Genomic DNA, 14,932 nt, shown 5'->3' with positions numbered 1-14,932 from the left:
TTCAATATATAACCCCAATCATTTACTTTTAATTTATAAATAAATAATTTATATTTTTGTTAAATTAAATAATATCAAAAAACCCCATGTACTTATTTGACAGATTTGAAAGTTATCATTAACTTTAAGTTAAATTCTGTTTTTATCCAAATGGAAGAGCAAAAGAATTAAATCTTGATATTTAAACCAATATACCCTACGGATTTCAAGATGCATCGCGGCGGCAAGGGAGCGAATCCCCGGGAGCATAGATAACTATGTGACCGGGGTGAGAGAGTGCCGCCAACAAAGAAGCAACTTGAAAGATAACGGGTATACCTCACATTAACACTGATTACATGAAATAATAGGGAGTAAAAATGACTATTTCTCGTGAAGATCAAAAAATAAATCTCGCGCTCAGCTTCGTTATTAACTCTGGAGGAATCAAAACTAGCAAATCAGAACCGAGCATTGTTTCGGAAAATATCCACAGATCATTAGAAAACAGTAAAGCAACAGCAAATAAATTCACTATCATCTGGGGCCCCGCGGTGTTTCGCGTTGACGACGTTAATGTGAAAAAAAGCGTTATAGACAAAAAGGACGATCATGTTCTATTCATTGCGCAAAATCGCCATGATCCAAATGACTACCGCGTGGTTATTCGGGGATCATGGTCCGATATTAACTGGCTTAATGAAGATATTATTGTCTGTAAAACTCAAGATTGGGCACGATGGGATTCAAGATCACCTGAAAATGCCAAGATAGCCTACGGAACTGACATGGCATTAGGCTATATTATTAATCAAATGAAAAGCAACAATCCTCCGGGTTATGGAGAATCGCTTATTGATGCGATCGATAAAATTGCCCTGAAAGAAGGGATACAAAATATTACTATCACAGGACACAGTTTGGGTGGTGTACTATCTTCTACCATTGGTTTATATCTAAAGAGACGATATCTTGACAAAGGAAACAATAATATTCGGATTAATGTTTGTGCTTTTGCAGGCCCAACTGCGGGTAATGATGCTTTCGCATCCTACTCCGAATCTATTTTCAATGACATATCAGTAGCCGGTTATAAAAGTCATTTCCTGAGAATTCATAATAGTATAGATGTGGTTCCCCTAGCCTGGCATATAAAAGGTTTGGAGGAAGTTAAAGCTATCTATCCCGTGTTAACTGTCACAATTAATGGTCTTATCCTTTCTGTCCTTGATAAGAATTACACGCAAATTTTCCCAGATTTCCCTATTCATTCACAGATTCCAATCTCACCAATAACATCGTTTGACAATTTACTGGCTAATATTGGCAATCAACATACTCATGCCTATACCAAAGAGTATGATATGAGTTTCATCACCATTGATGATAATTCAAATATACCGACTGATTACGATATTGTTGTAGTTAATGATAGCCTATCCGAAAGTATTATTGATCTCTTCAAGTTTCTAACCAAAGATAAAATCAATATTACATAACCTTATTATTTATCACATAAGTGGAACCTTTATTAAAGGTTCCATTCATTGCAATAAATGACTTTCCATAAACAGAATTATATACAAATTAACTTATCTAACCGTTCAAATAAGTAATGGTATTTTTGTAGAATTATTTTTCACCTCATTTTATCATCCATCTTTAATTTCATAATAAATAATTTACATGTTACCAAATAAAATAATATCAAAAAATCCTCTCCACACATTTGACAGATTCAAAATTCATTATTAACTTTAAACTTAACTATATTTTTTATTTAAACGAAAGACTCAAAAAAATTAAACCCTAGATATGTTAGCCAAAGCATCAGATCAACATTTACCAGATGAAAAATGGAGAGTAAAAATGGTTATATCTTGTGAAGATCAAAAATTAAATCTCGCGTTAAGCCTTATTATTAACTCTGGAGAAATTAACGGCGAACCAGACGAAATAGAAACCATTAAATCTGATATTAAAAAATCACTTAACAGCAGTAAGACAACGGCAAATAAATTCTCTATCTGTTGGGGACCGGAGGTGTTCAATATTAAGGAAAAACACCATGACAAAAAATATGATCACGTTGTCATGATTGTGAAAAATAAAAATAATCCAAATGATTATCGCCTTGTTATTCGAGGAACCTGGTCTAAGATTAATGCGATTGATGAAGATCTCTGTGTATTTAAAACTGTAGACTGGTCAAAGTGGGACACAGATATCCCTCAAGAATTTAAAGGCGCTAAGATCTCCCACGGAACAGACTTAGCATTAAACACGCTTATTAATGGCAAACCTATTGATAAGGACAAACCTAATAATGAGGATACCGACTCACTATCGCTAATCGAGGCTCTTCAACAAATTATCGCAGAAGAAGGGAAAGATAAGATACTGAATATTACCGTCACGGGGCATAGTTTGGGTGGTTTACTCGCTTCTACTATTGGTTTATATCTTAAAAAGCGCTACATCAACAACAACAATATACGTATTCACGCTTGCTCCTTCGCAGGCCCAACTGCCGGCAATGATATTTTCGCCTCCTATTCTGACGCTGTTTTTAAAGGAACATTAAGCCCTAACGTTTATGAAAGTCATTTTCTGAGAATTCATAATAACCATGATATCGTTCCCTTAGCATGGGCTATCAAAGACTTGAATAAAATTCAGGATATCTATCCACATATAGAAATAAAATTACTTGTTGATGCTGTTATTCTTTTTGTCCTCGATAAAAATTACACCCAGCTCTTTCCAGATTGCTCTTTTACTATTACAAAGACTCTAGGCACCATTGACAACTTATCTAAAATGATAGGTTATCAACATATCGATGCATATCCCGAAGGCTATGGCATGAGTTTCATTCGAACTGAGAATGCTCCAGTGACGCCGAATGATCACGATATCGTTGTGGTTAATGATAGCCTATCCGAAAGGATTATTGATCTCTTCGAGTCTCTAACCAAAGGTAAAATCGATATTACATAACGTTATCTTATTATGTATATATTTGATTTAAATGGAGCCTTTATTAAAGGCTCCATTAATTGCAATAAATTATTTTTCCCTGCCTATCACTAATTACAGCAATTCACTATCACTCACTTTTGTAGATACCAATATAAATTATTTTCCATAGCTACATCCTTCACGTTATCACTACCAATGCTAATATAATCTTACAAAGGCATAGCATAATTTTTGTCACTTATTTTAAAGTTCATAATAGATAATTTATTTTGTTAAATAAAATAACTTTAAAAAATTATATACTCTCATTTAACAGATTTAAAGATTATTATTAACTTTCACTCTGTTATTTAAATAAAAACCCAAAGTATTGATCATTGGTGTTTAAGCGTTAACACATCAGATCAGCATTCATTATATTAAAAATTGGAAACAAAAATGACAATTTCTCTTGAAGATCAAAAAATAAATCTTGCGTTAGGCTTTATTATTAACTCGGGAAGTATAATAACGAATCAACCAGAACCGGCTATCGTTTCAGAAAATATTCAAAAATCATTAGCAAATAGTAAAGCGACAGCAAATAGATTCTCTATCATTTGGGGACCTGCTGTTTTTCGTGTCGGTAGTGTTAATAATAAAACAAGCGTTACAGATAAAAAAGATGATCACGTTTTATTCATTGTAAAAGATCTCAAAAATCCAAATGATTATCGAATCGTTATTCGTGGTTCATGGTCCATGACGAACTGGTTTGATGAGAATTTCAATGTAGGCACAACTGAAAACTGGTCAATTTGGGATTCAAAAGCCCCCAAAGACGCTAAAATTTCAAAAGGAACCCATATAACTTTAGACTATGTTATCAACCAAATAAAGAGCAATAACCCTCCCGGTTATGGAGAATCATTGATTGAGGCAATTGATAAAATTGCTCTGGAAGAAGGAGTACATAATATTACTCTTACGGGACATAGTTTAGGCGGTGTAATGGCCTCTACGCTTGGTCTGTATTTAAAGAGACGTTATATTGATAAAGGAAACAATAATATTCGTATTCATATTTCCTCCTTTGCTGCCCCAACTGCCGGTAATGATGTTTTTGCATCCTATAGTGAATCTGTTTTTAATGGAACATTACTATCTAGCTATGAAAGTCATTTTCTCCGGGTCCATAATCGTAAAGATATCGTTACCCTAGCCTGGAGCGTAAAAGGATTAGAAGAAATCAAGGTTCTCTATCCAATATCAACTTTAATTGTTAACGGTTTTATTTCAGTCGTTAAAGATAAGAATTACACTCAACTTACGCCTGATTTACCTTTTACTGCACCTGATTTAAAACCTTCTACAGGTTTAATTGAAAAACTCGTACTTCAACATATTGATGCTTATGCCAAAGAGTACGGCATGAGTTTTATTGTAGTTAATGATCGTGCTAATCCACCAACTGATTATGATATTGTTGTCATTAACGATGGTCAATCTCGCAATATTAGAAAACTTTTCTCATCTATTATTCAAGATGAAGATAATATCCAATAATTTCATCGTATTGCCTCTTGCTTTAATTTAAACCAAATGGAACCTTGATTAAAGGTTCCATTTACTGCCCTACCTTATTACTAATGAGTCATTCCTCTGCCAAAATCGTTTATCGTAACCATTATCACACAAATGAAATTTTTTCTTGACAAAAAAATCACACAGTGGTAGTAAAATTCATTATTACCCAACAAAATAGGAGGAATCGAGATGATTAGCAGTGGATCTAACTAAAAAAATTCAGCGGGGTATGTTAAATACCCCGCCACAAAAGAGACAAAATTATGAATAAAGAAACAGAGGACATCATGAAGAAAATAGCAAATTATATTCAAGTAGGGAAATATAAATCAGGTGGGATTTTTGGAGTTGGTTCGAAACAACAAATTATAGAAAATTATTTAAAATGGAAGAATTTAGTTAAGGTTTCTAGCCTTTTGAAGTTACCGACTCACGAAAAAGAAATCACAGAAACAATTAAATCAAATTTACCCGAGATATGTGATAATGAAATAAAAGAAATAATCTCATTCTTAGATGAAAACCATGCTCTGATGGATTTTAATGAATACAATCAAAATGACAGATATAGTAGGAACTATTTATTTTATAGATATGCAGGGGCAATACCTAGTTTAGTTCAAGATAGAATAAAGAAATCAACAGTTACTATAATTGGATGTGGTGGGATTGGAAACCATATATCATATCTGCTGTCTACATCAGGGGTAGGAAAAATTACACTTATTGATGATGACACAATAGAGCTAAGCAACTTAACAAGACAAGTTCTTTTTTCACAAAATGATATAGGGAGAAAAAAAACAGAAGTTTTAGAGAGAGAATTAAATAAAAGGAATTCTGAAACAAATATAGAAACAATTAATATGTTCATATCATCAATTAATGATTTATATAAAATACCTCGTTCTGATTTATTCATAGTTTCAGCCGACCACCCGTTTGAATTAATTAACTGGATTAATGAATTCTGTGTTAAAGAACGACAAGCATATATAAACATTGGTTATATTAATGATATCTCCGTTATTGGACCATTTTATATACCAAATAAAACATCCTGCATAAAATGTCAAAACATTATGCCAGAGTATCACCCAAAAGATGACATTTTAGAGCATATAGAAAATGTAAACAAAGACTTTAAAGCAGCAACATTCCCTAGCGTTAATGGTGTCGCAGCATCTTATGCTTTTGGGGATATTATGAAATACCTTGGAAGCTTTGGTAACATTCTCAGTACTAATAAAAGAATCGGAATACACTCACTAAGCATAAAAATTGAAGAACAATCAATACATAAAAATGATAAGTGTGACGTATGCTCTCAAAAACAAAAATTATAATATATTATAATGTCATATTTAATTCCATGCGGATGTTAGTGGGTGCAACATCTACAATATTTATCTTAAATCATGGTCTTACTCTAGTTGATATTGGATTGATGAAGACTATCCAATCATTTATATATTTTTTATTTGATATTCCATCATCATATCTAGCTGACAAATTTGGTAGGAAATTCGCTATTATTTTATCGACCACTTTTGGTGGTGTATGGCTAATAATAACGGGCATTGCAGATTCAAAATATTTATTTTATATCGCAGAAATATTTAATTCAATATCCTTAACTATATTAGGAGGGGTTTTCTATTCATACCTAATAGATAACTCATTAAACGATAATGACACCCACAAAATATTGGGAGAAAGCAATAAATTACAATTTCTATTCATGGCTATATTCTCAATAATAGGATCTCTAATAACTGATTTTGATGACAGATTAGTATGGCTAATAGCAGGCTCTGGATGCATTATTCTATCTGTAAGCCTTTCATGGTTCCTACCAAAATCAATTACTAAAAATAGACAACCAAACTTATCATTCCTTAAAGAAATAAAAACATCAATAGCAATGCTGAAAGATAATAAAAATTATCTTTTCATAACATCTATTTCTCTATCATCCTCTCTGCTATATTTCCAAATTATCCTCCAATATTGGCAACCATTAATAAATTACATCATAGAAGAGCTTGGTGTCAGCATCTTTTTCGGGATTGTATTTTCTGCAATTTTATTATCTCAATCAATATCAGGATGGATAATCTCAAAAAATGAAGACAACAACAAAAACCATCTTTATAGTATAGTAATCCTATTGGTATGTAGCTTAACGTGCATTTATGGTGTATATGAAAAGAACCATATAACCACCATATCGACGATTATTATGTTTGGAGCAAACCAAGTAATGACAACATCATTAAGATCCAACTACCACCAAATAATACCATCAGAATTAAGATCAACATTTGACTCATTCATATCTACAATTACAAGGCTGATAGCAGTAATAGTGATACCGTTAATCGCGTTAATCACTGAGAATTTTGGATGGATATATTTCCCTATATTGATATCATTAATTATTTCAATTAACATCCTTTGCTACTTCTTTATAAAAAAACATCACAAAAGGAAACCAACATGGAACCCCAAAAGTTAGAAACCAGAAGATTAATATTACATCCTTTAGAAAGTAAGGATTATATACAAATTCAAAAGATCTTTCCTCAGTGGGAAATTGTTCGTTATCTTGTAGCAAGCACCCCGTGGCCCTACCCAGATGATGGTGCCCTGGAATATATAAATAAGATCGCGCTACCATCAATGGCAAAAGGAAATGCATGGTTTTGGACTATAAGAAGGAGGGATGAACCATCAATAATAATAGGAATGATATCGCTATATGATCAAGAAAATAATAATAGAGGTTTCTGGCTAGACCCACAATGGCACCGGAACGGATTTATGACTGAGGCGGTCCAAGTCGTTACTGATTTTTGGTTTAATACCCTAAATCGCAATGTACTCAGAGCGCCTAAATCCAGCGACAATATTGCCTCAAAGAAAATATCAATTAAAAGTGGTATGCGATTAATAAGACTAGAAAATAGAGACTTTGTTAGCGGAAGAATGCCTTCGGAAACATGGGAAATAACTCGTGATGAGTGGAATAGAAATAACTAACTACCATCGCGACGGCAAGGGAGTGAATCCCCGGGAGCATAGATAACTATGTGACCGGGGTGAACGAGTGCAGCCAACAAAGAGGCAGCTTGAAAGATAACGGGTATATACCCAATAGATTTCAAGATGCATCGCGACGGCAAGGGAGAGAATCCCCGGGAGCATAGATAACTATGTGACCGGGGTGAACGAGTGCAGCCAACAAAGAGGCAGCTTGAAAGATGACGGGTATATCATACCAAAGAGATCACATGCGCTATATCAGCAGATGTTTTTAACTTTCTTATCTCTTCAAACAGCATTGTTGCTTCTTCATATTCTTTACGCAAATAACCAAGCCACTGTTTAATCCGAGCAACATGATATTGCCCGGTATCACCCTGCTTTTCCAATCGGATATATTTTTGCAATAGTTGAACAACGTCCTGCCAGCACATTTTTGGTTCGTTATATTTCACCACTCGGCTCAAATTAGGAACGTGAAGCGCACCCCGCCCAATCATGACCGCATCGCAGCCTGTCACACTCTGGCAATTCTGCGCACTTTGCCAATCCCAAATTTCACCGTTAGCGATAACCGGAATAGAGAGACGTTGACGAATTTCACCAATCGCTTGCCAGTTAATACGCTCCGCTCGGTAACCATGCTCTTTGGTTCGCCCATGAACTGTCATTTCCGTCGCACCCGCCTGTTGTACCGCATCGGCAATTTCAAATTGCCGATCACCGCTATCCCAACCCAAGCGAACCTTAACCGTCACAGGCAAATGAGCAGGTACCGCTTCACGTATCGCTTTCGCTCCCTGATAAATCAGTTCAGGATCTTTTAGCAACGTTGCTCCGCCACCGCTACCATTGACCGTTTTTGACGGGCAACCGCAATTTAAATCAACCCCATAGGATCCTAATTCAATCGCTCGTGCCGCATTTTCCGCCAGCCACTGTGGATATTGACCCAAAAGCTGAATCCGTACCAATGTGCCGGATGGTGTCCGGCTTTGGTTACGTAATTCAGGACAAAGTCGATAAAAAGATTTTACCGGCAACAGGCTATCGACAACCCGTAAAAATTCCGTAATGCACAAATCGTACTCATTGATTTCACTCAGAAGTTCCCTAACCAAAGAGTCCAGCACACCTTCCATCGGAGCCAGTAAAACCCGCATCGATTAACCTCTGACGTTAGGCGATTTATGGGATACATCATGACTGCTGCTACGCTGACGCGAAGGTGCCCCAGAACGGCGATGGCTATTTTTCTGCCGATTATCGCCACGTGCCTGACGACCGTTTTGGATAGGTTCAGCCTTGATCGTTGGATCTGGCTCATAACCGGGAATTGCCATACGGGGAATCTCCCGTTTTAACAAACGCTCAATATCTTTCAACAGCTTATGCTCATCAACACAGACCAGAGAAAGTGCCTGCCCTGTTGCATCTGCTCGGCCAGTACGACCAATACGGTGGACATAATCTTCAGCGACATTAGGCAATTCAAAATTCACCACATAAGGCAGTTGATCAATGTCCAGACCACGGGCCGCAATATCTGTCGCTACCAGCACTCTGATCCGGCCATCTTTAAAATCAGCCAGTGCACGGGTTCTCGCCCCCTGACTTTTATTACCATGAATAGCCGAAGCCGTTACACCATCTTTATTTAACTGTTCTGCCAAACGGTTCGCGCCATGTTTGGTTCGGGTAAATACCAGAACTTGCTGCCAGTTACGGCTGCCGATCAAGAAAGAGAGCAGCTCACCTTTACGCTTTTTATCGACAAAGTGAACAAGCTGTTCAATCTGTTCAGAAGCAGAGTTACGACGTGCAACTTCAACACTGACGGGATCACGCAATAACTTACTGGCTAAGCTTTTGATATCGTCAGAGAAAGTCGCGGAAAACAGTAAATTTTGCCGTTTCGGTGGTAATTTATTCAGCACTCGACGAATATCATGAATAAACCCCATATCCAGCATCCGGTCAGCTTCATCCAATACCAAAATTTCTACCCGGGATAAATCAACCGCATTTTGATGTTCAAGATCCAGTAACCGCCCCGGTGTTGCGACTAAAATATCCACACCCCCACGCAATTTCATCATCTGAGGGTTAATACTGACACCGCCAAAAACAACCAGAGAGCGCAGTCTGAGGTATTTACTGTAGTCGCGGACATTTTCACCCACTTGAGCAGCCAATTCACGAGTTGGAGTCAGGATTAATGCTCTGACTGGCCGGCGCCCTTTCATCTGAATAGGGGAATCATTTAACCGTTGCAGCATGGGTAAGGTAAAACCTGCGGTTTTACCTGTGCCTGTTTGAGCACTCGCTAATAAATCTTTACCTGCTAATACAACAGGAATTGCCTGTTGTTGGATTGGTGTCGGCGCTGAATAACCCTGTTCTTCAACGGCACGCAAAATATCAGCACTTAAGCCAAGTGATTTGAAATTCATAAATAAGAAATGCTCCAGACTTCACCATTCCTGAACGCTATTCAGGGGCAGTTTTATGGGAAGAAAATCAGACGTGGTAAATACCACAAAGGAAAAAACACAACTGCAATGCTCCATATTTTAGCTATTATACCAGATATACTTTCTGATGATGCAACTAAAACAATAGCTATTTACCCGGTAATTTTCATGATCCATAACATTTTTATGCAATTTACATTGATTTACTATAAGTATAGAGTTAACTAATGATTGATATTTTGTTTAAGTCTTTTGATTATTTGCAACAGGATTCATGTCGATGTCAGTCAACAACACCCAAACCGCCAGAGGCGAACAAGCCAAACAACAGCTACTCGAAGCAGCCCTTGAAATTTTCGGTAAATCAGGACTGACCGGTGCAACGACTAGGGAAATTGCATTACATGCTCAACAAAACATTGCCGCCATAGCTTATTATTTTGGCTCTAAAGAGGGGCTTTATCAGGCAGTTGCCCAGCATATTACTGACACAATTAAGACTGAGTTCACGCATCTTTTTAAGGAAATTGATGATTTTTTTTCATCATCAGCCCCGTACTCAGCAGAAAATATATTGAGGATGATTCATGAAGGATTCCTTGGCATTAACCGCCTGATGATTGAAAAAGAGAGTATTAATATCAGCCGGATAATGGCCAGAGAACAACTTGCACCAACGGATGCTTATACCCTAATCCATAAGCAAGCACTTGTACCTCTTCACAGCAGATTAAATAAACTGATTGCCAGCTATATCGATGCCGATGAACATCAGCTTTCTACCATGCTACACACTCATGCTTTAATGGGAGAAGTTCTCACTTTCCGCATGGCGAGGGAAACGTTATTACGTCAGACAGGCTGGAATAATATCGGGCCCGAAGAATATAAATTGATTGATCAGATCCTTATCCAGCATATCGATTTATTACTGAATGGACTGAAAAAACATAATCTGAATAAATAAAATAACAGGGAATATCATGTACAACAAAAAACTCACTCTGGCAATATTGGTGACCGCAATTATTCTTAGTGCCATTTTAGGCAGTTACTATTATCAAGGTAAAAGTGATAAAACTTTGACCCTCTATGGCAATGTAGATATACGTACTGTTAATCTTAGTTTCCGGGTTGGTGGTAAACTCGCTAGTCTACAAGTTGATGAAGGCGATACCATTGCGGCCAATCAAGTCATCGGCCAACTGGATAATGGGCCATTTACTAACGCCCTCAATAAAGCAAAAGCCACTCGTGATAGCACTAAAGCACGTTTAGCCATGATGGAAGAGGGTTATCGCACGGAAGAAATTGCCCAAGTCCGTTCGGAAGTGGCACAACGCGAGGCTGCCTGGCATTTCGCTAATAGTTTCTTCAAACGCCAGCAAGGTTTGTGGCAAAGCAAAGTTATTTCGGCTAACGAATTAGATGATGCTAAAACGAATCACAATCAAGCATTAGCGGCTTTACAAGCCGCTAAAGATAAACTGAACCAGTTCGAAACCGGTTATCGTAAAGAAGAAATTGCAGAAGCTAAAGGCCAGCTTGCTCAAGCCGAAGCGGCTGTTGCTCAGGCTGAATTGGACTTACAAGATACTCAACTGACTTCCCCCTCATCCGGTACTATCCTGACCCGCGCCATTGAACCAGGCACTATGCTGTCAGCCGGCAATACGGTGTTTACCCTTTCTCTGACTGATCCGGTTTGGGTAAGAGCCTATATCGCTGAAAGCCATCTCGGACAGGCAACGCCAGGGCGTGAAATTTTACTTTATACCGACAGCCGCAAAGATAAACCTTATCACGGCAAAATTGGCTTTGTTTCACCCACCGCCGAATTTACACCAAAGAATGTAGAGACCCCCGATCTACGTACTGATCTAGTCTATCGGTTGCGCATTATTGTCACCGACCCGGATGATGCCCTGCGTCAAGGTATGCCAGTTACTCTGCATTTTTCTGATTCAGATAAATAAGGGGCTGTCATGAGCAGCTCTGCATATACGATAAGGTTAGAGAAAGTCGAAAAAACTTTTCCCAGCCTGAATAATCCTGCGGTATCCAGCCTGACCGCAGAGATCTACGGTGGCTCCGTTACCGGCCTTGTCGGGCCGGATGGAGCAGGAAAAACTACGCTGATACGCATGTTAGCGGGTTTACTGAAACCCGATAGCGGTTCTATTGAGATAATGGGGCTTGACCCGATAAAAGATGGCGTACAAGTGCGTTTTGAACTGGGCTATATGCCACAGAAATTTGGCCTGTATGAAGATTTAACCGTATTAGAGAACCTGAATCTATATGCAGATCTGCGTGGCGTACTGGGTGACGAGCGTAAAAAAACCTATGAGCAACTCCTTACGTTTACTGATCTGACCCGTTTTACCGGGCGACTGGCGGGCAAACTTTCAGGCGGCATGAAGCAAAAACTGGGGCTTGCCTGTACTCTGCTTGGCAAACCCAAAGTTCTGCTGCTGGACGAACCCGGCGTTGGAGTTGACCCGATAGCCCGCCGCGAACTCTGGCGGATGGTTCACGAACTGGCAGATGATGGGATGCTAATCCTTTGGAGTACTTCTTATCTGGATGAAGCTGAACAGTGTCGTGATGTCCTGTTACTTAATCAAGGAAAACTGCTCTACAGCGGACAACCACAAAAACTGACCCAAAAGATGTCCGGGCGTTCTTTTCTGCTTGGTGCCAAACAGGATTCCCGTAGAAAAATGCTGCAACACGCTCTTACCTTGCCACAAGTAACCGATGGCGTGATTCAGGGGAAATATGTTCGTCTTATTCTCAAACCTGATGCCTCTCCGCAAGAATTACTTAATCAGCTTGAACTGCCAGATGCTGAAATCATTAAAGCCGCCCCCCGTTTTGAAGATGCTTTTATCGATTTACTCGGTGGGGGTTCCACCCGCCATTCGGAACTGGCAGAGATCATGCCACGAATTGCTGCTAACCCGGCAGAAACAGTTATTGAAGCACAGGATTTAACTAAGAAATTTGGCGATTTTGCTGCCACTGACCATGTTGATTTTCAGGTGAAACGTGGAGAAATCTTTGGTCTGCTTGGCCCGAACGGTGCCGGTAAATCCACCACGTTTAAAATGATGTGCGGGCTCATGGTGCCGACTGGCGGTAAGGCGCTGGTATTGGGAATGGATCTAAAAACCAGCTCTGGGAAAGCCCGCCAACATTTGGGTTATATGGCGCAGAAATTTTCTCTGTATGGCAACCTGACGGTTGAACAGAACCTGAAATTCTTTTCCGGCATTTACGGCCTGCAAGGGCGCAAACAAAAAGAAAAAATTGATGGCATGATCGACGCTTTCAATCTCAAATCTGTTTTACATCAAACCACCGACCAATTGCCTCTGGGATATAAACAGCGTCTTGCCCTTTCCTGCGCACTGATGCATGAGCCAGATATTTTGTTCCTGGACGAGCCAACTTCGGGGGTTGATCCGCAGATACGACGGGAATTCTGGCTACATATCAACGGCATGGTAGATAAAGGCGTTACCGTTATGGTGACCACCCACTTTATGGATGAAGCAGAATATTGTGACCGAATAGGGTTGGTATTCCGCGGTAAATTAATTGCCGCCGGAACGCCTGATGACTTGAAACAATTGGTTGCTACTGATGAAAATCCTGACCCATCAATGGAACAGGCATTTATTGATCTGGTCGTTAATTATGATGAGGAGCTACAACAATGAGTAGCCCAACGCAACATGCTCCACAGCAAGCTGTCCGCTTCTCTTGGTGGCGATTGAAAGCACTTTGTGTAAAAGAGACAAAACAGATTTTACGTGATCCCACCAGCGGATTAATTTCTATTGTCATTCCATTGATTCTGCTGTTTATCTTTGGTTACGGTATTAATCTCGACTCCAGTACCGTCCGCCTTGGTATTCTGGTAGAGCAGCAAAGTGAAGATGCTCGTGAATTAATACAGGCTTTTGCCGGTTCACCCTATATTGAACCCAAAATCAGCGATAATCGTCAGCAATTAATTAATATGATGCAATCAGGAGAAATACGTGGACTGGTTGTCATTCCTGTTAATTTCGATGCGCAACTTGCTCGTCCTGATGGTAAAGCACAAATTCAAGTCATTACTGACGGCAGTGAACCCAATACAGCAAGTTTTGTACAAAATTATGCTAAAGGAGTGTGGCAGATTTGGCTACAACAAAGAGGGCAAGATCAGGGGAACGCTGTTAATCCGTTAATTGATATGCAGGTTCGTTATTGGTTCAATCCAGCAACAATTAGCCAACATTTCATCATTCCCGGCGCAATAACCATTATCATCACCGTGGTTGGTGCCATTCTGACATCATTGGTGGTTGCCCGTGAATGGGAACGCGGTACGATGGAAGCCCTGCTTTCGACTCAAATTACCCGCACCGAATTACTGCTTTCTAAACTCTTGCCTTATCAAGTGCTTGGATCATTCTCCATGCTGCTCTGTATGCTGGTGGCAATATTTGTGCTGGATGTCCCCTACCGAGGCTCGTTATGGATATTGTCTGCAATCACTAGCCTTTACTTGGCTACGGCCCTTGGTATTGGGCTTTTGATCTCTACGGTGACACGCAACCAATTTAATGCTGCAATGATAGCGCTGAATGTCGCTTTTCTGCCTGCGATTATGCTTTCCGGCTTCATCTTTGAAATAAACAGCATGCCTGCCTTTATTCAGGTAGTGACCTATTTCATCCCGGCTCGTTATTTTGTCAGTAGTTTGCATACTCTCTTTCTGGCTGGAAATATCAGTACGGTACTGGTGATAAATCTATTATTACTGATCGCCTCCGCTATTGTGTTTATTGGCCTGACAGCATGGAAAACCCAGCGGCGTCTGGATTAAGAAG

At 39.0% G+C, this 14,932-nt stretch carries 12 protein-coding genes; 10 read left to right on the top strand and 2 right to left on the bottom strand.

Features of this window, described 5'->3' with window-relative positions; genetic code table 11:
* Window positions 1-359 precede the first annotated feature (359 nt).
* The 6 genes from PluTT01m_RS07930 (at window position 360) to PluTT01m_RS07905 (ending at window position 7,569) form a co-directional block, all read left to right on the top strand.
* Window positions 360-1,478, top strand: coding sequence for a lipase family protein (locus tag PluTT01m_RS07930; RefSeq protein ID WP_011145819.1), 1,119 nt, complete (start codon window positions 360-362; stop codon window positions 1,476-1,478).
* 316 nt (window positions 1,479-1,794) lie between these two features.
* Window positions 1,795-2,979 (top strand): lipase family protein, encoded by a 1,185-nt coding sequence (locus PluTT01m_RS07925; RefSeq protein ID WP_232507906.1) that lies wholly within the window; start codon window positions 1,795-1,797, stop codon window positions 2,977-2,979.
* A 420-nt stretch (window positions 2,980-3,399) separates the two neighbouring features.
* On the top strand, window positions 3,400-4,506 hold the full coding sequence (locus PluTT01m_RS07920) for a lipase family protein (protein ID WP_041380011.1): 1,107 nt from the start codon (window positions 3,400-3,402) through the stop codon (window positions 4,504-4,506).
* 284 nt (window positions 4,507-4,790) lie between these two features.
* Window positions 4,791-5,873 (top strand): HesA/MoeB/ThiF family protein, encoded by a 1,083-nt coding sequence (locus tag PluTT01m_RS07915; protein WP_041380010.1) that lies wholly within the window; start codon window positions 4,791-4,793, stop codon window positions 5,871-5,873.
* Window positions 5,849-7,045 (top strand): MFS transporter, encoded by a 1,197-nt coding sequence (locus tag PluTT01m_RS07910; protein WP_109791423.1) that lies wholly within the window; start codon window positions 5,849-5,851, stop codon window positions 7,043-7,045. Before PluTT01m_RS07915 ends, PluTT01m_RS07910 begins: the two co-directional genes overlap by 25 nt.
* Window positions 7,027-7,569: a GNAT family N-acetyltransferase gene (locus PluTT01m_RS07905; protein ID WP_011145814.1), complete on the top strand. Its 543-nt coding sequence runs from the start codon at window positions 7,027-7,029 to the stop codon at window positions 7,567-7,569. The genes PluTT01m_RS07910 and PluTT01m_RS07905 overlap by 19 nt, the downstream gene beginning before the upstream one ends.
* A gap of 233 nt (window positions 7,570-7,802) precedes the next feature.
* Here the strand turns inward: PluTT01m_RS07905 and dusC are convergent, their stop codons facing one another.
* Entirely contained in the window at window positions 7,803-8,735 is a 933-nt protein-coding gene (dusC, locus tag PluTT01m_RS07900) for a tRNA dihydrouridine(16) synthase DusC (protein WP_011145813.1), read from the bottom strand.
* Between the two features lie 3 nt (window positions 8,736-8,738).
* On the bottom strand, window positions 8,739-10,025 hold the full coding sequence (rhlE, locus tag PluTT01m_RS07895; RefSeq protein ID WP_041380009.1) for an ATP-dependent RNA helicase RhlE: 1,287 nt from the start codon (window positions 10,023-10,025) through the stop codon (window positions 8,739-8,741).
* Between the two features lie 301 nt (window positions 10,026-10,326).
* Between rhlE and PluTT01m_RS07885 the strand changes: the two genes are divergently transcribed.
* From PluTT01m_RS07885 to PluTT01m_RS07870, 4 genes are read left to right on the top strand one after another with little or no spacing between them, the layout of a single operon-like run.
* Window positions 10,327-11,013: a transcriptional regulator gene (locus PluTT01m_RS07885; RefSeq protein WP_041380007.1), complete on the top strand. Its 687-nt coding sequence runs from the start codon at window positions 10,327-10,329 to the stop codon at window positions 11,011-11,013.
* 16 nt (window positions 11,014-11,029) lie between these two features.
* The gene (hlyD, locus tag PluTT01m_RS07880) at window positions 11,030-12,022 is read left to right on the top strand and encodes a secretion protein HlyD (RefSeq protein ID WP_011145810.1); all 993 of its coding nucleotides are present in this window, start codon (window positions 11,030-11,032) and stop codon (window positions 12,020-12,022) included.
* Window positions 12,023-12,031: 9 nt separating this feature from the next.
* Window positions 12,032-13,771 carry an ATP-binding cassette domain-containing protein gene (locus PluTT01m_RS07875; RefSeq protein ID WP_011145809.1) on the top strand — a complete coding sequence of 580 codons (1,740 nt, stop codon included), beginning with the start codon at window positions 12,032-12,034 and terminating at the stop codon, window positions 13,769-13,771.
* A complete protein-coding gene (locus PluTT01m_RS07870) occupies window positions 13,768-14,928 on the top strand; it encodes an ABC transporter permease (RefSeq protein ID WP_011145808.1) in 1,161 nt (386 codons plus the stop codon). The genes PluTT01m_RS07875 and PluTT01m_RS07870 overlap by 4 nt, the downstream gene beginning before the upstream one ends.
* The last annotated feature ends 4 nt before the right edge of the window (window positions 14,929-14,932 follow it).

It is taken from the genome of Photorhabdus laumondii subsp. laumondii, from assembly GCF_003343245.1.
Lineage (GTDB): Bacteria > Pseudomonadota > Gammaproteobacteria > Enterobacterales > Enterobacteriaceae > Photorhabdus > Photorhabdus laumondii.
The sequence above is the reverse complement of the archived record's forward strand: the minus strand, read 5'-3'. Positions and strand labels throughout refer to the sequence as shown.